Origin of the sequence: Ligilactobacillus apodemi DSM 16634 = JCM 16172 (genome assembly GCF_001434405.1) — a bacterium.
Classification (GTDB): domain Bacteria; phylum Bacillota; class Bacilli; order Lactobacillales; family Lactobacillaceae; genus Ligilactobacillus; species Ligilactobacillus apodemi.
On sequence record NZ_AZFT01000043.1, the window covers coordinates 63,061 to 87,394 of the forward strand.

The window sequence follows — 24,334 nt, forward strand, 5'->3', positions numbered from 1 at the left end:
ATTATATAAGGAGGAGTTTTGTGATTGAAAACAAATTATTACAACCAGACTGGAGAAGAAGTACTCGTCAAATTAGATAGTTCGCTTGATGGTTTAGACTCGGCGCAGATAAAAGAGCGCCAAGCAAAATACGGACCAAACGTGTTAGAGTCTAAAAAGCATACTACCTTGTTGCAAAAATTCATTGCACAATTTAAAGACTTAATGATCATCATTTTGATGGTCGCAGCTTTAGTTGCAATGTTTGCGGGAGAAGTTTCCGATGCGTTGATCATCTTTTTAGTTGTGCTCTTAAATGCCGTATTTGGTGTTTTCCAAGAAGCAAAAGCGGAAAATGCGATCGATGCTTTACAGGAAATGACGACCCCTTATTCACGGGTCCGGCGCAATGGTACGGTCATGCAAGTCAAAAGTGATGAGATCGTCCCTGGTGATATCGTCTTACTTGAAGCTGGCGATATCGTGCCTGCTGATATGCGGATCTTGAGCTCATCTTCTCTAAAGATCGAAGAAGCGGCTTTGACTGGTGAGTCTGTTCCCGTTGATAAAGATGCAGCTGTTATTACCGAAGAAAATCCCCCGATTGGTGAACAAAGTAACCTCTGTTTTATGAACACTAGTGTTACTTACGGGACTGCTGAAGCGGTTGTATTTGCAACTGGAATGCAGACTCAAGTCGGTCACATTGCAACAATGCTTGATGAGGTCGACAACTCAGTCACACCACTCCAAAAAAACATTACCCATTTAAGTAAAGTCTTAACGATTTTGATCTTAGTCATCGCAGTCGTGATCTTTGTCTTTGGGGTCGCTACCGGGCGGGAAACGGTCTTAGATATGTTATTGACCGCTATCTCATTAGCCGTGGCCGCTATTCCTGAAGGTCTTCCGGCAATCGTGACGATCACATTAGCTTTAGGAACACAAACTATGGCTAAAAGAAATGCTCTCGTGCGTAAATTACCTGCCGTTGAAACCTTAGGAACGACCGAGATCATCGCCTCTGATAAAACCGGGACTTTAACGCAAAATAAAATGACGGTCGAACAACTCTATACTGACCATCAATTGGTAAGTGCTGAGCAATTTAAGGTCTCACCTGATCTACGCTTAGCTCAGATCATGATCTTGGCTAATGACAGTCAAGAAACACCTGAAGGTCTCGTGGGTGACCCCACAGAGACAGCTTTGATCCAGTATTATCTTGATCGTGGCATGGATATTAAACAAGTTCAAAATGCATATCCACGTAGCAATTCTGTTCCATTTGATTCTGAACGTAAGATGATGTCAGCCATCGTTGATCACAATGGCCAAGCTTACTTGATGACTAAAGGTGCCGTTGATGAAATTTTACAACGCACAACTAGAATCGAAGATAATGGTGAGATCAGACCGATCACTGCTGCTGATAAAGAAAAGATCTTAGCTACTAATAAAGATTTAGCGCTTGAAGCTTTACGTGTATTAGGTTTTGCCTATAAATCACTGACAACAGAACAAAGCCAAGCAGAAGCAACATCGGAAAACTTTGAAAATGACTTGATCTTTGTAGGTATGATCGGGATGATCGATCCTCAACGTCCAGAAGTAAAAGATGCGGTCAGCGAAGCTAAATCAGCCGGGATCCGACCACTGATGATCACCGGTGACCACAAAGATACCGCCCGAGCAATCGCTATTCGCTTGGGGATCATTGCCGAAGATGATACCGCTGGTGTAATCACCGGCCGTGAACTTGATGAAATGTCAGATGAAGAACTCAAACAAAATGTTGCTAAGTATTCAGTTTATGCTCGCGTTGCACCAGAGCATAAAGTTCGAATCGTCAAAGCATGGCAATCACATGGTAAAATTGTTGCCATGACCGGTGACGGGGTCAATGATGCCCCTGCCCTAAAAACTGCCGATATCGGTGTTGGCATGGGGATCACTGGGACTGAAGTTTCTAAAAATGCCTCCGATATCGTTTTGGCGGATGATAACTTCGCTACGATCATCTTGGCAGTCCGTGAAGGGCGTAAAGTCTTTGCTAATATCCAAAAAGCGATCCAATATCTGCTTTCAGCTAACTTAGGCGAAGTCTTGACCCTTTTCATGATGACCATGTTAAACTGGTCGATTTTCGCTCCAGTCCAAATTTTATGGATCAACTTAGTAACCGATACTTTCCCCGCCATTGCCTTAGGGGTCGAAAAAGGCGAAAAGAACATCATGCAAAGAAAGCCACGCGGAAGCAAATCAAACTTTCTTTCTAATGGTGTTGGCTCAAGCATCATCTATCAAGGAATCTTAGAAGGCCTGATCACTTTAGGTGTCTACTGGTTAGCGATCAAATTCCCGGTTCACACCACATCTGCTCAGATCCATGCGGATGCTTTGACGATGGCTTATGCAACTTTAGGTGTCTTACAGTTGTTCCATGCCTTTAACTCTAAATCGATCCATGGTTCGATCTTTACCAAAGAAACTTTCAACAACAAGTACTTTAACCTTGCGATCTTAGTTTCGGCGATCTTACTGGCAATGACGATCTTTGTTCCTGCCTTTAATAGCACGTTCCACGTTACTACCCTTGATTTAAGTCAATGGGGGATCGTTTTAGGTGCTGGCTTCTTGTTAGTCATCATCGTCGAGATCGTAAAATTCTTCCAACGTAAATTTATTTATACCGAAGAATAACTAATTTTAAAGACAGATTCTTTTCCGAATCTGTCTTTTTTTGTACACTAAATTCAGCTAAAAGCTCCATAAACCTTTAAAGTTAACCAAAAATTTTCCAATATTTTTTTCTTATTTATTTTCTCCATTTCAAAAAATAGCTAATCGCCCTAAATATATCGTAATTTATACTTTAAATTCTATTACTGCATTTTTGGAATTTTAGTATTTTTCAAACTAAAAAATATTTTTAAAAGTATATTAGAATTATATTAAAAAATATCGCCATTACACCTCTGATACATCGCTCTAAAAGCGTGGAAATCAGTTGATTTATCAAATTCCATCGTGCATAATTGTTAACGGGATGTTAAAAGAATTTAAGAAAAAAAGGAGAATTAAATATGAAAAGGACTAACAGGTGGTTAACCCGATTAGTTACTTCCCTTGTCGTCATTTTTGGCTTTTTAAGTTTCAGTCATACTGTACGTGCCGATGGCGGAAAAGAGCTAACTAATGTCATTACTGACGTTTCATTATGGGATGTCGGTAATGGTGAAACATTAAAACCTGATAGCTCGGGGACATACCGACTTACTAAAGACGTTTCTTATCGCTTTGAAAGTAAATTTGATTTATCAAAATACGATGGAAATCTTGAAGATGGCGACTATTTCACCTTCACTATTCCAGCACCCATAACTGTCAATAACACTAGTTTTGACTTAATTGATAAAGATACTAATATTGCGGTCGGAAATGCAGTCGTTACCTCTAACGGTTCAGAAAATGGGGGAACCGTTAAAATAACTTTAAAGAACTTAGCAGCCTACTTGCAAAAAAAAGGTGGGACTCAAGTTCAAGGGGTCAAAGGAACATTTTATACCGACTTTACCGTCACTAAAGTAATTAGTAGTCAAACGATCACTTATACTTCTTCTGAGACCTCAAAGATCATCACTCACACTATTTCTGTCAAAGAACGCGGTGAAAACGACTATACGGAAGGGATCAAACGTGAAAATTTCTCTAAAAATGGTGGAGTAATGAAAGAAGAACAATGGAGTTCACCAACCTTAAATAAAAGTGGCAACTATATCCACAACTGGTATTTGCGCATCAACACGAATCAAACGTCTTATGACACGATCACACTTTACGATAACATCCCTAGTGATTCCGCACCGATGCAATTTATTCCTGAAAAACTAAAAGTCTATTCTGGATATTTCAACTCTAGCTTGAATTTAGCTGAACCACAATTACTGACAGAAGGTAAAGATTATACAATTGAGTATAACAGCTCCTACACTAGCTACAAGTTGAAACTGCTAAATACCTCAACGCGCTTAGGTGCTAACGGTAAACCAGCTGCATACAATGTCTATTATTCCACGACATCGCCTGCAAACGGGACTACCGTAGTAAATGAGCTCTCAATGCAAGGTGGCGAAAAATTGGTTGTTCTCAATACGAAAACGACGAAAACCGTCAATCGCGCAGAACGTTCAACTAAAATCACTACCGGGGGAACGATTCAATTAGATACCGGTTATCGCATCACCCTTTACAAACAAGATTCTGAAACAGGTGACTTATTAAAAGGAGCTGAATTTGAGATCACTTCCCCTAGCGGTAGTAAAGAAACTGTCACGACCGATGAAAATGGGGTCGCACAATCCAAAATCTATTCCGCTAGTGAAGTTGCCAAGGGGCAATTTACAGTCGTGGAAACAAAAGCACCTGAAGGTTATGAACTTGATAATACACCGATCAAGGTTTCAGTCGGTGAAGCGGGTGTTATCCGCCGAATCCAAAACACACGCAAAAAAGTCGCGATCCCAGTTACTAAAAAATGGGATGATGCTAATAATCAAGACGGCACACGACCAAAAGAAGTCAAAGTTCAACTTTTAGCCAATGGCAAGGAAGTTGACGGCAGTGAACTAACATTGTCTGCCGATAACAATTGGTCAGGTAGTTTTGAAAACTTGAATGCATATGATAAAAATGGGAAGAAGATCGATTATTCTATCAAAGAAATCGACGTTTCAAATGATTATACTTCAAAGATTTCAGGCGATGCAGCTAAAGGTTACGTGATCACTAATACGCACACCCCAGCTAAAACTGAAATTTCTGGAACTAAGACTTGGAACGATAGCAATGACCAAGATGGTAAACGACCAAATTCGATCACGGTTAATTTATTGGCTGATGGTAAAGTTGTTGATAAACAAGTCGTTACTGCAAACACAAATTGGTCATATAAATTTAGTAATTTAGCTAAATATCAAAATGGTAAAGAAATCAAGTACACTATCACCGAAGATCCAGTCAAAAATTATACGACTCAAGTTGATGGCTATAATATTACTAATTCATACACACCAGAAACAGTTGACATTAAGGCAACTAAAAACTGGAATGATAATGACGATCAAGATGGTAAGCGTCCAAGCCAGATCACCGTTAACTTATTAGCTGACGGGCAAAAAGTTGATTCTAAGCAAATCAGCGCCGCTAACGATGGTACTTGGACGGCAGAATTTACTGGTCTGCCTAAATACAAGAATGGTAAAGAGATCAAGTACACCATCACTGAAGATGAAGTCGCAAATTACTCGACTCAAATCGATGGCTATAACATTACTAATTCATACACACCAGAAACAGTTGACATCAAAGCAACTAAAAACTGGGATGATAACGATAATCAAGATGGCAAACGTCCTAGCCAGATCACCGTTAACTTATTAGCTGATGGGCAAAAAGTTGATTCTAAGCAAATCAGCGCCGCTAACGATGGCACCTGGACTGCTGACTTTACTGGTTTACCTAAATACAAGAACGGTCAAGAAATCAAATACACTGTCACCGAAGAAGCAGTTGCAGAATATGAATCAACGATCACTGATTTCAATATTGTTAATAAATATATTCCAAAGACGATCGAATATAAAGTAACTAAAGCATGGGATGACAACAATAACCAAGACGGTAAACGTCCAGACCAAATCACGGTACAACTTTACAAATCCGTGGCTGGCTCTGAACCTGTTGCAGTTCCTGGCAAAACATTAACTTTGACTACTGAAAATAAAGTAGATGACAACACTTGGAGTGCTTCATTTACTGATTTACCACAATTTGAAAAAGGTCAAGAAATTTCCTATAGCGTAAAAGAAGTTGATACACCAGATGGCTACACTTCAAATGTTTCAGGACAGCTTATCACCAACTCTCATACTCCAGAAACCGTTGTGATCTCTGGGACAAAAGTTTGGAATGATAATAACGACCAAGATGGTAAACGAACAACTAGTGTTAAGATCCAAATCTTAAACGGCGATCAAGTAGTTGATGAGATCGAAACATCAAAGGATAAGAACTGGTCCTTTGAATCAAAAGAATTGCCTAAATACGAAAACGGTCAAGAGATCAATTATACCGTCAAAGAAGTCGCTGTTGCTGCTTATGAAACAACGATCACAAAAGATAGTGATGGTAAATATACCTTGACCAATAGTCATACCCCAGAAAAAATCGATTTGACTGGGCAAAAGAGCTGGAATGATAATGACGATCAAGACGGCATGCGTCCAGCATCGATCACGGTGGAATTACTAGCAAATGGTAAAGCTACTGGCAAAACAGCAACTACTTCAGCAGCCCAAAACTGGACATATAGTTTCACTGGGGTCGATCGTTATCAAGATGGTAAAGAGATCGCCTATTCAGTTAAAGAAGTAGACACTCCAGCTGGTTATACTTCACAAGTAGCTGGCTTAAATATTACTAACTCTCACCAACCAGAAACAATTGATGTTTCAGGGACAAAGACTTGGAATGACAACAATGACCAAGATAAGATCCGCCCTACTACAATTACGGTACATTTACTTGCAGACGGTAAAGATACCGGTTTAACAGCTACTGCAAGTGCTGCAACCGACTGGAAATATAGTTTTAAAAACGTCGCTAAATATAATAACGGTAAAAAAGTAACTTACACTGTCGTAGAAGATGAAGTGGCTGGTTATACTGCAACAGTTGATGGCATGAATGTAACAAACACGCATACTCCAACAACTAAAGAAGAAACTCCACCACCTTCACCAAACAACCCGGATAAACCAACAACGCCAAATACACCGGGATCATCCAATAACACACCACCTAAGTCAGACACTCCTGTTCCACCAACAACAACTAGTGTGTTAAAGGAAAACAATGTTCCTACTAAATCAAGTTCTAAGACCACTTCAAATAGCAACTCATTACCTGCTACAAACGGGATCGACGAACCGTTCTATTTGATCATCGGTCTTATCTTAGAACTCCTTGGTTTAAGTGGTGCCGTGTATCTTGTACGAAGAAAGAAAAACTAATTATCTTAAGTAACTCACTTCAATTCATGTTTATCTAATATAAACACCCCTGAGTGGTAACAGAAACTAATTTGTTTACTGTAATTCACTCAGGGGTGTTTTTTAGCATTCAGTTAATTTGGAAAGCTTTTTTTGTAAGATCTCTTTAGCAACTTTAAATTGAGCCAACCCTATTTCATAAGTGATTTCTTGGGTGGAGGTCATTTTTTCGCACCACACTTTATGATCTGATTCTAATTGCTCAATATTTTTTCCAAAGCGGCTAATTCATTTTCTATCCAAGAAGCGATTGTTTGTTCATCTTCATTACTGCCAAAATACATTCTTACTAAAAACTCCGACTCCCGCTTTTCTGGGCTGATTGGCGTTTTTTAATACTCCGCAAAAGCTTTTTTTCCTTTTTCCGTAATGTGATAGACATTTTTATTCGGTTTTCCTTCTTGGATAACAACTTCTTTTTCAACTAAACCTTCGTTAGAAAGTCGGCGTAAAGTCAGATAGATCATACCATAACTTGTTTTATAAAAATGCTTAAAAACCGTTTCAAACACTTCATTTATTTCATACCCTGTTCTACTTTTTTCAATTAGTAACCCTAATATGATATCTTTACCCGTCAAATTATATATTCCGTTCACCAATTTTATTTTCCTGCTCATTATATACGCTTAGCAAATATTGGTAAAATATTTTGAATTGCACTACAGATACTATCAACTAGACTTTTTTCCATAAAAAAACAAATAAAATCATTCCTATACAGCTGTAAAATAAATTTCCACAAAACAGTTTTGTCCAACCAGCACCACTAAACGGAATCAAAAAAACAGGTGCTATTCCTACCCCAAGATATGAAATCAAACCAATGATCGAAAATCCCATATTTCGTTCTGCTAAACTCTCAAAACGCCCAATTCCAACGTAAAACACTTTAAATAAGGCACCATATCCCATACCATAAAGTAATGAAAATAAGTAGATCACAGGTGCCAAAGAAAATAGTAACAACGACAATTGACCTAATAAAATCAATAGCAAAGCAACCAAAACAACTTTAAAGTTATAGCTTATTTTTTCGAAAAACTGCACCATGATATAGCCTGCCCAAAAAAAGAAATAATATATGCAAATCGACAACTTGACTTCTGTAAAATAAATCGGTATGCTCCATAGGAAATTGACGAAAAAAGTAAAGTGAGGAAATAAATTTGAAATTTACTATTTGTAACAACTTTCTTTAAATTTACTAAGGTATCTTCAGATGAGTTATTTTGTTGTTCTTTTATCAATAGAGCTAATAAAAAAATGCCTATTGCTAAAATAAGCCAGATTTCAAAAAGTAATTGAGGGTTTAAATCATACATTTCTTCACCAATTTTAGGCGAAAAAACAGCGGCAAGCGCTACGATCGCATTATAAATCCCTAAATTCATATCTTTGTTTACTTCATCATCACTACTTAATAAAGATAAAATCGCAGGTGGGATCATTCCTATTGCAAGTCCAAAAGCTACTGCACCAAAAAACATAAACAGCAACTTAGTACTACCTAGAAACATCAACAGACATCCAATGCTAAAGATTCCACTTCCAATAACAATCTCTGACCTAGAACTCAAAAAATTTTTCAACAACACCCCTCTAGTTATTAACAATGAACCGATGAAAGCTATCATAACTAAGCTTATGTCCGTTGAAGACTTATTTATCTTAAAAACGATCAGCGACAACAAAACTGTTATCATCGAAAAAATAAAATTCACCAAGAACGATATCATAAATAATTTTTTATTTTCCATTAACCTCTCCACCATCATGAACCTTTATTTTGCTAGTTAAACTACCCTTTTCACAGCACTATAACAAAATATTATATTAACATCAATAATATTAATGTCATTAATATAAAATGACATCATTAAGTCTTAATAACCTAAAAAACTCCCCTTAAAGCTAGTATTACACCTAACTTTAGGAGGAGTTTTTAACTACAATTCAATAGCTTGTTGATTGTCAAATAAATAAAGGTACTTATGGGCGACAGGCTTTTGCAAGATCTGCTCAAGTGCTTTTTGATAGAGTTGCAACTGACCATAATAGCGTTCTTTAATTGCTTCAACATCGCCATTGATGATTTTATCAGTCTTGTAATCAAACAAGACTACTTCATCGTCTTCATTGACATAATATCCATCCATGATCCCGTGAACTAAGATCGGATCAGTCACGGTCTCATCAAGATTGGCAAAGACGTTGCCCGCAGGTAAGACCATAGAAAATGGCAATTCACGGCGCAAGCTCTTTTGGTTAGCCACTACTTGTTTTCCTAATGGCGTTTCATAAAAGCCAAAGACTTGGGCTAAGTCAATTTTATCCGCCACTTCTGGCGTGATCACTTGATCTGCCACTAAGCGTTCCAACAGCTCTTTTAAGCGTTCAAGCGTCGGGGGCGTAGTTAGATCTAATTTTTGTAAGAGTAAGTGGACTGCCGTACCGATCGCTGCTGGACTAACTTTTGTCTCTTGGACCATAAAACGTGGCATGGCAAAGTCACTGGTTTGACGATTTGCCTGTCTGAGTTCAGGTGTGATCTTTGCCATTTGTTCTAAGTCAGGATCATCAAATAAGCGTTTCAACTCAGAAACTGCTTGGTAAGCAGCGGTTTTGGTTGCTCCTTGATACTGATATTTCCCAGCTAAAATTTCATCTATTTTTTGAATCGTTTTTGCACTAAGGTCTTTTTTTAGTTCAATTTGGCGCTCTAACCAAGCAGAAAGATCAAACTTAGGTAAATCTAATTCGGTAACGATATCTATATAACTTAAAAATTCTAGCTCAATTTCAGCATTAGACTCGATCACTAAGTCAGCTAAAGAAGTTTCTAGTTCACAAGCTCGTCTAACCGCGGGATGTCGGGCCACAGCTGGTAAGATCCAGTCTAAAAAGCAGTTAGCATTAGCGCGTACCTCATCGTCTAACAAGGTATTTGGCCCTTTACCTCTGTTTAAAACCTTGAGTGCATCTTCTTTCGTTGGATATCCACCTACAATGATCAGTTTTTCTTGGGCACGCGTCAATGCCACATATAATAGGCGCATTTTTTCAGCTGCGCCTTTCATTTTAGCGGTGTTTTTGGCAATATTTTTTTGTAGCGTCTCATGTTCGATCCGCTTAACTGGATCTAAGTAGGTGAGCGCCAAACCATCTTTTTCACTCAAAAGATACTTTTTATTGAGCGAGCGTTGGTTGAATTTCTTAGTTGCATCAATCAAAAAGACGATCGGAAACTCTAAACCTTTACTCCCGTGGATCGTCATGATATTGACGGTATCCTCACTGGTTTGTAAAGTTGCTTCCGCAAGATCATCATTTTTAGACTGCATTTTTTTAATAAAGCCAATAAATTGAAATAGGCCTTTAAAGCTACTTTTTTCATACATCGCTGCGCGTTCGTAAAGAGCATGTAAATTAGCTTGGCGCTGAGAACCACCTGGCATTCCCCCGACATAATCCAAAAAGCCGGTCTCTTCGTAAATCGCTAAGATCAAATTAGAGAGTTCATCTTTATGCGCTAAATCACGAAAATGCGTTAATTGTTGCATAAAGTGTGTGATTTTTTCGTGCAAAGCTTCTTCAAATGGTTCTTTAAGCTCATCTTTTGAACGGTGATAAAATTTTTCAACCGCTTGATAATAAGCGCCACTCTTGGCGTTGATCCGCAAATAAGCTAATTCATTTTCCTTTAGTCCAACGATCGGGGAACGTAACACCGCTACTAATTCGATATCTTGGTAAGGATTATCGATCAAAGCTAATAAAGCTAACATGATCCGCAATTCAGTCGTTTGAAAATAATTTTGCGATTTTTGAATGTAAAATGGGATCTCACGTTTTTTCAACTCTTCTGATAATAATAAATGGTTAGTGCGTGTTTCCGATAAGATCGCAATGTCTCCATAAGTTACCGGGCGTATTTGCTTTAAATTGCGGTCATAGATCTCATAACCTTGCTCACAAAGCTCTTTGATCCTTTTAGCCACAAGCGCTAGTTGCCCTTCTGTACTGGAATTGACTTCAAAGTCTGGTGCAAGTTCTTCACCTTCATCCCAGCGCATTTTTATGGGTTGCTCTTTGACTTGTTTAGGATCATTTTCTGAGGTGTATAACATGATCTCCGTGGACATTTCTTCCACTATCGGGTGATTTTTTCCTAATCCATAGACTAACTGCGCGCTTTTATCATAGTCCATTTCCCCGATGCGCTTGTCCATGATCTGCGTGAAAATGAAGTTAGTAGTTGCCGTAATATTTTCAGCAGAACGGAAATTTTCAGCTAAAATGATCCGTTCATCGGGATGATCAGCTTTAGCAAACTCATGATATTTATGCAAAAATAGCGTTGGATCAGCTAAACGAAAGGCATAGATCGATTGTTTCACATCTCCGACCATAAACATGTTATCACGCGCTAAAGTCGTTAAGATCGCCTCTTGGAGCTGATTAGTATCTTGATATTCATCGACCATGATCTCTTGGTAACGTTCTTTTAACAATTCACTGACATTAGTATCATCTTTTTGCCGTAAAATCTGTAATGTTAAATGTTCCAGATCACTAAACTCTAAAACATGGCGCCGTCTTTTTTCGCTTTGGTAGCGTTGCATGAACTTAAGTAATACTTCGCCTGCCTTGTTCGTCAGCTTCTCAGCCTTAGAAAAAAGTGTGAGTAGTTCGGCTCTAGTATTGATGAAATATTTATAAAAGAGCTCTTCGACTGTTTCTTTAGCCACGGTTCGTAAAGCTGCTGCTTGATCTTTATAAGGTTTTTGATCTTCTTCAAGTCTTGCGCCTGGGGCACGTTTAAATGTTACTGCTTTTAAAGCTTGTTGTAATTCATCATAGCTGTTAAATGACGCTAAACTATCCTTTAATTCCGTTAACATTTCGGCCTCAGCTACGTATAAAGCTTCCAATTTATCGAGCTTACCATTTTCATTAGGTGCATCTGCCAAGATCGCTAATGCCTGTTTAAGTTGCTCACTTGCCTGATTGAGTTTTTCAGCAACAAAAGGTAAGAAACTCTTTTGGTAAAAAGCACTTTGCTCTAAGTTACCATCTTTAAGCTGATAATTTTTAGCTAGATCCCTGATCCATTGTTTTGGGTCAGGATTAACATTGGCAAAATCAAACAATTCCATGATCAGTTCGGTCAACCCATCATCACTACGATCATTGGAAAAGTTCAACGTCAATTGTTCAAATAGTTCATCTTCTTTACCATAGAGTTCTTCACGCAAATCATCCCAGACACTTTCTCGTAGTAAAATGCGCTCTGTTTCATCCGTTAACAAGCGAAATTCTGGATCTAAGCCCACAACATAGTAATAATTTTTAACGATCCGCAAACAAAAAGCATCGATCGTACTGATATCTGCAATGTTTAATTTTGTTAGCTGTTGTAAATAAAACCGCTTTTTTTCACTATCATCTTCTTGTTGGATCGCTTGTCTGATCGCTGCTTGGATCCGTTCTTTCATTTCACGTGCAGCAGCTTCAGTAAAGGTCAAGATCAACAATTCTTCCACACTGGTATTTGCCTTGATCTTTTCGATCACACGCTCAACTAAAACCCTAGTCTTCCCCGAACCAGCTGAGGCCGCAACTAAAATATTTTTGCCTTCATCATGGATCGCTTGTTCTTGTCCTTTAGTAAAAGTGATCTCAGCCATTTCTTTCCTCTCTTTCTTTAGCCAACAACGCTAAAATATCTTTGACATTTTCCGTTGGCAACCGATAATAATTATTTTCTGGTAACATCGCATCAAACTGCATGATCGCCTCATATGGCGTATAATCTAGCGCCGAACCGTCTTTAAAGAGCGCCGGTGTCAGATCAATTCGGCCATCAAAGATCATATCGGTTGCTTGTTTGATCAATTCTTCATTATGCAACACTAAATCAGATAATTGTTCAGCACTAACAAGTTGTTGGGTACCCTTGTATTCCCCACTTTTATTTTTTCTAAACGGATAGATCAAGGATGGGCCACTTTTTTCTTCGACTTGTTCATCCAGGTTTTCAAGCACATCATTTTCGTTTAATAATAAGCCACTATAGCGATTTTTCTTTAAAAGTTCGCTTTCGTAGTCATTTTTATAAATATCTTTTTGCTTTAAAGTTGGATTATACAAATGCATATACATCGCTCCAGCAGTTTTGATCTCAGCTGCCGTAGTATTTGGCACTAATTTATCCTTATTGTGCAAAAGTGCATCTAGATAGGTCAGCAATTGCAAGGCTAACCCAAAGTAGGCCTTAGCATAATCAAAACTTTTTGCCCCTGACTTATAATCGACCAAGTTTAAATAATGCTTATTTTTGACTACTAATTCATCAATGCGATCGATCTTGCCTCGAACTGTCACTAGTCGCTTCTTAGGGGTGACAAATTCTAACGGCGAAAAGCCTTCATCTTTGCCGACTTGTCCAAATAAAGCTTCAGTCTTGATCGTCTTAACGGGACTAAATTGGCGTTGTTTTTTGATCGCTCTTCCGACTTGCTTAGCTGCGCCATTTAATTGCCGTGCTAAAAAGCGCATCCGATTAGAGCTATCCAAGATTTCAAACTGCGGTAACCCACTAGTCAAAGCGATCGTTTGTTGGAAATAATCATCAAATTCTTTGGACGTCAATTGCTTTAAATCACGTCCTTCACGTAATAACAACTTAAAGAAGGTATCCATTAATGTATGGAAATATTCCCCCGTATCAGCCGCATTCATTTCAAAGATCTCACGTTCCTTTAAGCCTAAGCCATAGCGTAAAAAGTATTCATATGGATTAGCGTAAAAGTCTTCTAAACGTGAGATCGACGTGCTCAATTTCTTACCATATAAGCCAGCCACACTCTTAGCGGAAAGTTGCTCAGGGATATTTTTGTAGTCTAAACTTTGATTTAACCGCTCAAATAACTCCTTGATTTCAGGATCGTGTGCAAATTTTTGAAAGATAAATTGCCACTCTATTGGTAGATCTTCTTGTTCGTTACGCGCTTGGCGTTCGACTTTGATCAACTCACTTAACGTTGTCCGCTTACTTCCAATGTAATCTAATGCTGGCTTAGTCCCATCATTTTTTTGCGCCCGATAAACCGGTAATGCAAAATGTTGCTGGATCCGCTCAACATAAGGAGAACATTTAAATTGTGTATCATCATTGCCCCCTAAAGGATAACTTAAGTAGAGTTTTTCCCTGGGTGCCATAAATGCTAAATAGTTTAAAAACGGTTCATTAGCTAAAACATGCTCCGTATCTTCGCTTAAATAACTGCCTTCACGCAATGTAGGTGTCAACATGGCTTTATCCCGATCGGATAATAAGTCCGCCGAAAGTGTAGCATCTGGCATAACTAGATCAGTCGAACCAAGCAACATCACGACTTTTTTATCAGTCGGTTGGACCATCCCGGTTTCGGAAACAACGACTTGATCTAAAGTTGTCGGAACTTGGCTATAGTTAGCCCCTTCAAAGCCCGCTTGTAGTAAGGCTAAAAAGTCATCGGCAACAAACGGCGTCTCACCTAAGATCTCAACATATTCATCTAAGAGCTCACAAAAGACGCCCCAAACTTGTTCTTCTCGTGTTGATGCATCCACTTCGCCTGCATCTAAAGCCTGTTTACGCCACAGATCCAAACGCGCTAAGACACCATTTTCTAGCAAAAAGTTTAGCAAAACGCTCGCTGCTTCTTGACCAGTTTTAGCTTGTTGCATTTTTTGATAAAATGGAGGCAAGATCTGTTTGACATATTGCCGGATCGAATTGATCTTGACCGTGATCTGGTCTTCATTTTCCGTGCGTACGCCAAAATCGCTTGTCCCAAAGCGATAATAGGTCCAATCTTTGGCTAACCAACCTTTTTTACGATAACCAAATTTCAACACTTGATTTTCGGCTAGATCAAGAGCTTCTCTAAATTTTTCTAGCGACCAAAATTCACGATTTTCTTTTGGGATTAGCAATTCTGTTTTTAATAACCGCATGATGTCTTCATAGCGGTAATTACGTTGCTCTACTAAAAATAAAGCCGTGATCAGTTCCACGAGCGGATGATCGGCCATCTTTTTTTGCAAATCCGTGAAAAATGGGATCTCAAACTGGTTAAACGTTGGACCGATAATGTTTTTATACGTCTCCAAATGTCTGGTCAAAATTAAGAAATCTTGGTATCGATAGCCTTCTAACAAGACCATTTGGCGAATCTTTGTCGCTAAATATCTCACTTCTTCTAACCGATCATCAGCACAGATCACCTTGATATCACCAGCTAACTGCACCGGTGCTGGCAACTGTTTTAATTGGTTGGAGGCGATCCAGTATTTTTCTAATTCGACTAGATCATCACTGACCCGAGTTTGCTTGGCATAGCGATCTAGCCAGACTTTTTGGTGATGTTTTTTAGCCAGTTCAAGCAAACGCAGATAAACATTACTTGAACGGCAAAAGAAAGTATTTAATTCGCCATTTGACGCCACGGGATGATCTAAGATCAATGACACTGTGACTTGTTTAGCCTGGGTAAGCAAAGTTTCGATAACTTGGTATTCTCCGGCGTTAAATTGTGAAAAGCCTGCCAAAATGAAATAACTATGACTCAGATCTGTTTTTGCTAGATATTTAGCCAAATTTTCCAATAAATTAGCATTTCCTAAATACTTACCAGCCGTCATTTTTTCAAATTCGCGATATACCACGCTTAAATCGGTCAATTTAGCGAGTAGATCGCGATCATTTGTTTGGGATAATTTTTCCAAACTGTTAGTCAGATCTTCACTGGTCACTAACCCCAAACTCAATTCCACTAACTGATTAGCTAATTGCGAAATAAACCCTGGCCGAGTTTGTTCACTCCGAAAGATCGTTAACTCATCATTTTTTTCACGTAAGATCTTGTGAACTAACATGTTAGTCCCCGCCGCGGAAAGGCGTGGGATCTGGTAAAGAGGCTCATTTTTCATAAAATACCAAGCCAAACGTGAAAATGACAGTACTTGTAGCTCAGTTGCGGCAAAAAGTTCACGCCCAGACTCGGCTTGCCGCAAGTTGTCTAAAACCGAAACTTCGGTTGCAAATTTGATATGGTTAGGAACCAGATAATAGATCTTAGCTTGCTTGTCGGTCGCTTGGATTTTTTTGATTTCTTCTAAAAGCACCGCATCGTGATCTTTAGCCGCCGTTCCTAAAATAAAACCTAGACTCATTTTAGTTACTGGTCCTGATTTAACAGTGACCTTTTCCTTTCATTGAATTTCTACCTTTCATTTTACAAAGAGTATAACAAAAAAACTACCGCAAACATCTGCGATAGTTTTTGATGGATTAAGCTTAATCTTTATTGTTGAATAATGAATCAACCGAATGATTGTGATAGATCAAAGAGATCGCTTTAGCAAAAATTGGGGCACTTGAAAGTACCTTTAATTTTGCAAATTGTTTGTTTTCAGGGATCTCGATCGTATCAGTGACAACCACTTCTTTATAGGCTGAATCTTGTAATTCTTCAACTGCATTGCCTGAGAAAACAGCATGCGTTGCACAAGCATAGATATCTTTAGCACCGGCTTTAGCTAAAGCAGCTGCAGCATCAGCCATCTTACCACCTGTATCGATCATGTCATCAAAAACGATGCAGTCATGTCCTACGACATCACCAATGATCGCTGAATGTTCGATATCTAAGCGTGTATCATCACGTTTATCGACAATTGCGATCGGTGCTTTTAAAAGATCAGCAAGATTTCTCGCACCTTTAACACTGTTATGATCTGGAGCAACGACAACAACATCTTCACTAATACCCTTAGCTTTAAAATATTCAGCTTGTCCATAGATCGCAAAGAGATGATCGACTGGGATATTAAAGAATCCTTGTAACTGACCAGCATGAAGATCTAAGGTGATCACCCGATCAGCGCCCGCTAAGGTAATGAAATTAGCGAGCAATTTAGCCGTGATCGGTTCACGCGAACGAGCCTTACGATCTGCTCTTGCATACCCATAATAAGGGATGACCGCATTGATCGAACCCGCACTAGAACGCCGTAAAGCATCCATCATGACCATTAATTCCATAAAGTTCTCATTAACTGGATCCGAGATCGATTGAATAATAAAAACATCATCTCCACGAACACTTTCGTTGATATTGATTTGGATCTCGCCATCGCTAAAATGCTTGACTGAAGCATCACACAACTTAATTCCCAATTCAGCTGCGATTTTTTGGGCTAATGCTTGATTGGAGTTTAACGCAAATAATTTAATATTGGCGTTTTCTTGCAATTTTTCCATAACTTCCTCCAGATTTTATCTAATTGCCGTTTTAACTTTAAAGTTGCAATCTAAGCTAAGTATACCACACACGCCCCCTATTTTGTCTTATCCAAATAGTTTTTTTCGGCGTTCAAACTCACAAAAAAGCACCCCGCAAGCGTGCAAGGTGCTAAAACGTTTAAAGTTGAGCTTTGATTTGTTGCACCATAGCTAATTCTTCATTAGTTGGTACTAACATAACTTTGACTTTAGAATTTGACGTCGAAATGATGCCTTCTTTATTAGCTTCATTTAATGTTTCGTCAAGCTCGATCCCTAAGCAAGCTAAGCGATCACAAACATCTTTTCTAAGCCAAGCGTTATTTTCACCGATCCCACCGGCAAAGATCAAGGCATCTGTTCGGCCCAATTGAGCAAAGTAGCTTCCCACGTAGCCAACGATCTTATTTAAATATACATCTAAGGCTAAGCGGCAGCGTTTATCACTTTCATTTGCCTTGATGTCACGCATATCATCTGAATAGCCTGATAAGCCTAAAAGACCAGATTTTTGATTGAATATTTCTAAAACTTCTTCGGCTGATTTATCAAGTTTCTTCATTAAAATGGGCACGATCGAAGGGTCAACGTCCCCGGCACGTGTTCCCATGGTCAAGCCAGTTAATGGTGTAAAGCCCATTGAGCTGTTATAAGCTTTCCCATTTTTGATCGCTGAAACAGAAGAACCACTACCTAAATGTAAAGTGATCAAATTCAAGTCAGCTAACGGTTGGTTTAACAATTCTGCCGTTTTTTCAGCAATATAGGCATGACTGATACCATGTTCGCCATAGCGTCTGATACCATATTTCGTCGTTAATTCATATGGCAAACTAAAGATCGCCGTTTCTTCTGGCATATCAGTGAAAAATTGACTGTCAAAAACGGCATATTGGGGCGTATCTGGCATTACTTGTTGCATCAACTCGATGTATTTTGCTTCCATTGGATTATGTAATGGCGCATGGTCACTTAAAGCCAAGATCTCTTTTAACTTATCTTCATCGATCTTAGTTGCTTTGGTAAATGTTTGTCCCCCAGCAACGACACGATGTCCAACACATTTAATATCAGCTAAGTCTGTGATATTTAACGCAGTGAGCTTTTCAATGATCATTTCAGCTGCTTTTTCGTAGGACAAATTATCTACAGTTTCTTGATAAACGTTATCCCCATATTTGATTTCAAAGTTAGATCCGGGTGCTAACATCCGTTCAACTAACCCTTTAGCAACTACACTTTCGTCTGTAATTTCGAATAATTTCCATTTGACCGATGAACTACCGGCATTCATTAATAAGATTTTAGGCATTTTGTGCACCTCCGATTATTAAGTATAACTTAATTCTCCTTTTTCAAAAACCCACTTTGAGACTAAATAAGTGGTAAATCAGTTCTATTTTTGTTGAAATCCACAATTATTAATCTTTTTGTTACATAAACGTGACAAATTGTAATTTTATCGGAACATGTATGTTATATAAAAAGGATATACTGCTATTGTAGACAAATGGAAAGAAAGTAGTATAAAGTAGTATTTAGATATTTTTTAAGGAGAGTTTTATTTATGGAAATGAAGAAAGTCGTTACAGGAGCTGCCGCGTTATCAGGTTTAGCAATTTTTGCCCAAACAGCTAACGCAGATGAAGTTGTCGTACAAGCCGGTGATACAGTTTCTGAATTAGCCCTCAAGTATAACACAACGATCGAAGCTATCCAACAAGCCAACAAATTGCAAAATCCTGACTTGATTTTCGTCGGTCAACGTTTGGAAGTTGGCAGCAACTCAGCTACTGCTTCACAACCGCAACAACAAACTCAAGCAACTCAAAGCCAAGCTCAAGTTGCTCAACCAGCTCAACAACAAACACAACAAGCGCAAACACAAACAACTCAACCTGCGCAACAACAACAATCTCAACAATCTCAACAACAAACACAAAGCACAACTACAACATCTTCAAGTGATGCTGAAGCAAGTGCTAAAGCTTGGATCGCTAACGTTGAATCCGGTGGTTCTTATACCGCTCAAAATGGTCAATACTATGGTAAGTACCAATTAACAAGCTCTTACCTTGGTGGTGACTACTCCCCAGCTAACCAAGAACGTGTAGCTGACAATTATGTTGCTAACCGTTATGGTTCTTGGCAAGCAGCTAAGTCATTCTGGCTTGCAAACGGCTGGTACTAAAATTTAAAAATTGAAGCTAAAGAGACCAAAAAAATTTTTTGGTCTCTTTTTTGCGTGGTTGAGCCAAAACCACAACATCTTGTCATTTATCCCACAAAATATACACTATATCTAGTGAATTTTTTCTAAATTGTGGTATACTGATAGCACAATCATTTTTAAAGGAGATATGCTTTCATGGCTCTAGAATTATACACAAAAGATAACTGTATCCAATGCAAGATGACGAAAAAGTTTTTAATGGAAAACAACATTGAATTTGGCGAACATAACATTTCTAACCATCCCGAATACATCGATTATCTAAAAGAAAAAGGTTTACGTACCGTTCCTGTGTTAGAACAAGATAATGCTCCGATCATTAATGGTTTTCGTCCTGATCTCTTAAAGAAGCTGGCTGTCCAATGAAAATCGTCTACTTCAGCGTCACCGGACAGACCCGACGCTTTATAAAAAAGCTGGGAGCTGAGTTCTCGGCCTATGAGATCGACCCAGTAGATCCTTTTTTTGAACTAAATGAACCTTTTGTTTTGATCATCCCAACTTATGAAGATGAGATCACTTATCCCGTAATCGAATTTTTGAAATTCAAAAATAACGCTGCATTTTTTAAAGGAATTGTCGGCACTGGCAATCGTAATTTTGCAGAGTTATTTATTTTTACGGCTAAAAATATATCAAAAAAATTCAATGTACCTTTAATCTACTCTTTTGAATTCAATGGTACTCCCAAAGATGTACAAAATTTCAAGGAAGCGGTGAATAAACTTGAGTCTTAAAGAGATCGATGTCAACAATGTCACATATTATGATTTAAACAACCGATTAAACATTCCCTTGGATGGTCAAATTCAACTTGACCAAGATAAAGCTGCCCTTACAGCCTTCTTTAAAGAGAATGTCATCCCAAATACCATGACGTTTGCTTCACTTAAAGAACGTTTTGACTACTTACTTACTCATAACTATCTCGAACGAGAATTCTTTGAAAAATACGATTTTGCATTTATTGAAAAACTTTATGAGCAATTAAACGCAGCTAATTTCCGGTTTAAAACATTTATGGCTGCTTACAAATTCTATACCCAATATGCATTAAAGACTGATGACGGACAATTTTATCTCGAAAGTTTTGTCGATCGAGCTGCGATCAATGCCCTTTATTTTGCAGACGGGGATGAACAATTAGCGTTACAATTGGCTGATGAAATCATTCATCAACGCTACCAACCAGCTACCCCTAGCTTTTTAAACGCGGGGCGTGCTCGTCGTGGTGAATTAGTTTCTTGCTTTGTCTTACAAGTAACTGATGACATGAATTCAATTGGTCGTGTGATCAACTCTGCTCTCCAACTCTCACGCATCGGTGGGGGTGTTGGGATCACGTTAAGTAATCTTCGTTCTGCTGGTGCGCCGATCAAAGGAATCAAAGGCGCCGCATCTGGGGTCGTACCCGTAATGAAGCTTTTAGAAGATAGCTTTTCTTATTCCAACCAATTAGGTCAACGCCAAGGTGCTGGGGTGGTTTATCTTAACGTCTTTCACCCTGATATCATTGACTTTTTAGCTTCTAAAAAAGAAAACGCCGACGAAAAGATCCGCGTCAAGACGCTTTCGCTAGGGGTCATCGTACCAGATAAATTTTATGAATTAGCTAAAAACAATGAAGATATGTATCTTTTTGATCCCTATGACGTGGAAAGAAAATACGACACCCCATTTTCTTACGTTGATATCACGGCTGAATATGACAATTTAGTCAATGATCCTGAAATTGCTAAAAAGAAAATCTCGGCTCGCTTATTAGAAGAAGAAATCTCAAAACTACAACAAGAATCTGGTTATCCTTACGTCGTTAACGTCGATGTGGCAAATGCCGCTAATCCGATTGCTGGTAAGATCATTACAAGTAACTTATGTTCTGAGATCTTACAAGTCCAAACACCTTCGATCGTTGATAATAAACAAGAATACGAAACATTAGGAACCGATATCAGCTGTAACCTTGGTTCGACAAACATTGTTAATTTGATGGCTTCCCCTGATTTTGGCCGTTCAGTTGAAGCAATGACCCGCGCTTTGACCTTTGTGACTGACCATTCTGATATTGATGTTGTTCCTTCAGTCCAACATGGCAATCATCAAGCACACACGATCGGTTTAGGTGCAATGGGCTTACATGCCTTTTTAGCTAAAAATCAGCTACATTATGGTTCACCTGAAGCGCTTGAATTTACAAGCATCTATTTCATGTTGCTCAATTACTGGACTTTAGTTGCTTCTAATAAGATCGCTAAAGAACGGCAAACGACTTTTGCTAACTTTGAAAAGAGCGACTATGCTTCAGGTAAGTATTTTGATAAATACTTAACGACTGATTTTTCACCTAAATTGGCTAAAGTTAAAGAACTTTTCCAAGATATCTTTATTCCAACTAAAGCAGACTGGCAAGCTTTAAGTGAAAAGATCAAACAAAATGGTCTTTATCACCAAAACCGTTTAGCCGTAGCGCCAAATGGTTCGATCTCTTATATCAATGACACTACAGCGTCCTTACAACCGATCATCAACCGGATCGAAGAACGCCAAGAACGAAAGATCGGTAAGATCTACTATCCAGCTCCTTACCTTTCCAATGAAACTTTACCGTACTACACTTCAGCTTACGACTTAGATATGCGTAAAGTGATCGATACTTATGCTGCAGCTCAACAACATGTTGACCAAGGGATGAGTCTGACGCTCTTTATGCGCTCTTCGATCCCAGCTGGCTTGTATGAGTGGAAAAACGGGCGCACTGATAAAATGACTACGCGCGATCTCTCGATTTTACGCAATTATGCGCATCATAAACAGATCAAATCGATCTATTACGTCAGGACATTTACTGATACACAAGATGAAGTTGGCGTTAATGAATGTGAAAGCTGCGTCATCTAAGGGGGATACTCATGGAAAACTATAAAGCAATCAACTGGAACAACTTAGAAGATCAAATCGACAAGGCAACTTGGGAAAAATTGACCGAGCAATTTTGGCTCGATACACGGATCCCACTTTCAAACGACTTGGCTGACTGGCGTGAATTTGGTGAAAATGACCGCGATGTCGTCGCTAAAGTCTTTGGTGGCTTGACTCTTTTAGATACTCTGCAATCACAAGATGGGGTCGCTGCTCTCAAACCAGATATCCGCACCCAACAAGAAGAAGCGGTCTTTAACAACATTGAATTTATGGAATCAGTACACGCCAAAAGCTACTCCTCGATTTTTTCAACGTTAAATACACCGAAAGAAATCGAAGAAATCTTTGCCTGGACCGATTCAAATGAGATCTTGCAATACAAAGCTAAAAAGATAAATGAGATCTATCATACTGGGTCACCGTTACAAAAAAAGGTCGCTTCGGTCTTTTTAGAAACATTTCTCTTTTACTCAGGGTTTTACACCCCACTTTATTGGTTAGGTCACAATAAGTTGGCTAACGTGGCTGAGATCATTAAATTGATCTTGCGTGACGAATCAGTTCACGGAACTTACATTGGTTATAAGTTCCAACTAGGCTTTAACGAATTAAGTGAGGAACAACAAGAAGAGTTTAAAGCATGGATGTATGAGCTATTGTATGATCTCTACGAAAATGAAGAAAAATATACTCATCTACTCTACGACCAAGTTGGTTGGACCGATGATGTCTTAGTCTTTTTACGCTACAACGCTAATAAGGCTTTGATGAACTTAGGGATGGATCCACTTTTCCCTGATACTGCTGAAGATGTTAACCCGGTTGTCATGAACGGGATCTCAACTTCAACTTCAAACCACGACTTCTTTTCTCAAGTCGGAAATGGTTACTTACTTGGTAACGTTGAAGCCATGCAAGATAGCGATTATGAATTTTAAATAATGACAAAAGCCCCTTAATTTTTCCAGAAAGTTTAAGGGGCTTTCGTTATGGGGAATTTTCTTACTCTGAAGTAAAAATTTTAGATAATAACGAATTATCGTTGTAAATATACAGAATTTAATAGAATCTTATGTTACTCCAAGATTGATTATAAGACCATATTTAAGCCGTAATTTTCTATTGAAAATAATTTGATACTAACTAAATTTGATATGATATTTTATTTAAAATAAAGGTTTAGACCGACATTTTGTATTTCAATGATAGGTTTTCAGAATAGCATGTAAAATTTAGACAGAGCAACTAAAAAGAGGAGAATAAAATCAAGTTACCTAGAAATTTATTTAATTTGAACAGTACATTATCAATATAATTCAAAAAAGAAAACCATTCGAAATTTGTTTAAATTTTGAATGGTTTTCTTTTATATAGAAGCTAATATCACGTAGTAGTTTCTATCAATTTTTTGGTTCCTAAATTAAGGCACTCAAAAACAGTTATTAATGTATGATGTACTGTATTGAAAACTAATTACACCAAATACCAAAACTACCCTTACGACAGTTGATTCCCCAAGAAGGTGCCACAGCATCTTCTAAAATTTCAAATTGCTTATTTACAGATTTTAAATCCATTTTTTAATGTCTTCTTTTTGATAAGACTTTTTTCTTTATTAACAATATTTTTCATTATTAAGCCCCTTCCAAGTATACATTAATAAACTCTTATAGTATATATCACTTAAAAGTTATTTTTAATAAAGAATTACGGTCGATAAAAATTAAATATCCGCTTTTTTAAAGGAATATTGTC

Annotated in this window: 14 protein-coding genes; 7 read left to right on the forward strand and 7 right to left on the reverse strand. The window is 38.3% G+C overall.

The window, feature by feature from the left end:
• Positions 1-24: 24 nt before the first annotated feature.
• Together FC32_RS03595 and FC32_RS11105 are read left to right on the forward strand one after the other, a co-directional pair.
• Complete coding sequence (locus tag FC32_RS03595) at positions 25-2,682, forward strand: cation-translocating P-type ATPase (protein WP_056957266.1); 2,658 nt, start codon at positions 25-27, stop codon at positions 2,680-2,682.
• 383 nt (positions 2,683-3,065) lie between these two features.
• A complete protein-coding gene (locus FC32_RS11105) occupies positions 3,066-7,052 on the forward strand; it encodes a Cna B-type domain-containing protein (RefSeq protein ID WP_025087980.1) in 3,987 nt (1,328 codons plus the stop codon).
• Positions 7,053-7,423: 371 nt separating this feature from the next.
• On the opposite strand, the gene FC32_RS10950 is transcribed toward FC32_RS11105, so the two are convergent.
• From FC32_RS10950 to FC32_RS03635, 7 genes are all read right to left on the reverse strand, one after another.
• Positions 7,424-7,690: a PadR family transcriptional regulator gene (locus FC32_RS10950; protein ID WP_235722623.1), complete on the reverse strand. Its 267-nt coding sequence runs from the start codon at positions 7,688-7,690 to the stop codon at positions 7,424-7,426.
• Positions 7,691-7,769: 79 nt separating this feature from the next.
• Positions 7,770-8,144 carry a hypothetical protein gene (locus FC32_RS03610; RefSeq protein ID WP_056957267.1) on the reverse strand — a complete coding sequence of 125 codons (375 nt, stop codon included), beginning with the start codon at positions 8,142-8,144 and terminating at the stop codon, positions 7,770-7,772.
• Positions 8,120-8,851, reverse strand: coding sequence for an MFS transporter (locus tag FC32_RS10855; RefSeq protein ID WP_025087982.1), 732 nt, complete (start codon positions 8,849-8,851; stop codon positions 8,120-8,122). The genes FC32_RS03610 and FC32_RS10855 overlap by 25 nt, the downstream gene beginning before the upstream one ends.
• Before the next feature lie 189 nt (positions 8,852-9,040).
• Positions 9,041-12,781 carry a helicase-exonuclease AddAB subunit AddA gene (addA, locus tag FC32_RS03620; RefSeq protein ID WP_056957268.1) on the reverse strand — a complete coding sequence of 1,247 codons (3,741 nt, stop codon included), beginning with the start codon at positions 12,779-12,781 and terminating at the stop codon, positions 9,041-9,043.
• Positions 12,774-16,313 (reverse strand): PD-(D/E)XK nuclease family protein, encoded by a 3,540-nt coding sequence (locus tag FC32_RS03625; RefSeq protein ID WP_025087983.1) that lies wholly within the window; start codon positions 16,311-16,313, stop codon positions 12,774-12,776. The genes addA and FC32_RS03625 overlap by 8 nt, the downstream gene beginning before the upstream one ends.
• 124 nt (positions 16,314-16,437) lie before the next feature.
• Positions 16,438-17,403, reverse strand: coding sequence for a ribose-phosphate diphosphokinase (locus FC32_RS03630; protein WP_056957269.1), 966 nt, complete (start codon positions 17,401-17,403; stop codon positions 16,438-16,440).
• Between the two features lie 160 nt (positions 17,404-17,563).
• Positions 17,564-18,736: an acetate/propionate family kinase gene (locus FC32_RS03635; RefSeq protein ID WP_056957270.1), complete on the reverse strand. Its 1,173-nt coding sequence runs from the start codon at positions 18,734-18,736 to the stop codon at positions 17,564-17,566.
• A gap of 255 nt (positions 18,737-18,991) precedes the next feature.
• On the opposite strand from FC32_RS03635, the gene apf reads away from it, so the two are divergent.
• From apf to nrdF, 5 genes are all read left to right on the forward strand, one after another.
• A complete protein-coding gene (gene apf / locus FC32_RS03640) occupies positions 18,992-19,615 on the forward strand; it encodes an aggregation-promoting factor (RefSeq protein ID WP_025087984.1) in 624 nt (207 codons plus the stop codon).
• Between the two features lie 177 nt (positions 19,616-19,792).
• Positions 19,793-20,023 (forward strand): glutaredoxin-like protein NrdH, encoded by a 231-nt coding sequence (nrdH, locus tag FC32_RS03645; RefSeq protein WP_025087985.1) that lies wholly within the window; start codon positions 19,793-19,795, stop codon positions 20,021-20,023.
• On the forward strand, positions 20,020-20,394 hold the full coding sequence (gene nrdI, locus FC32_RS03650) for a class Ib ribonucleoside-diphosphate reductase assembly flavoprotein NrdI (RefSeq protein WP_025087986.1): 375 nt from the start codon (positions 20,020-20,022) through the stop codon (positions 20,392-20,394). The genes nrdH and nrdI overlap by 4 nt, the downstream gene beginning before the upstream one ends.
• Positions 20,384-22,555: a class 1b ribonucleoside-diphosphate reductase subunit alpha gene (nrdE, locus tag FC32_RS03655; protein ID WP_035460267.1), complete on the forward strand. Its 2,172-nt coding sequence runs from the start codon at positions 20,384-20,386 to the stop codon at positions 22,553-22,555. The genes nrdI and nrdE overlap by 11 nt, the downstream gene beginning before the upstream one ends.
• A gap of 11 nt (positions 22,556-22,566) precedes the next feature.
• Entirely contained in the window at positions 22,567-23,517 is a 951-nt protein-coding gene (nrdF, locus tag FC32_RS03660; protein ID WP_025087987.1) for a class 1b ribonucleoside-diphosphate reductase subunit beta, read from the forward strand.
• Positions 23,518-24,334: the final 817 nt, after the last annotated feature.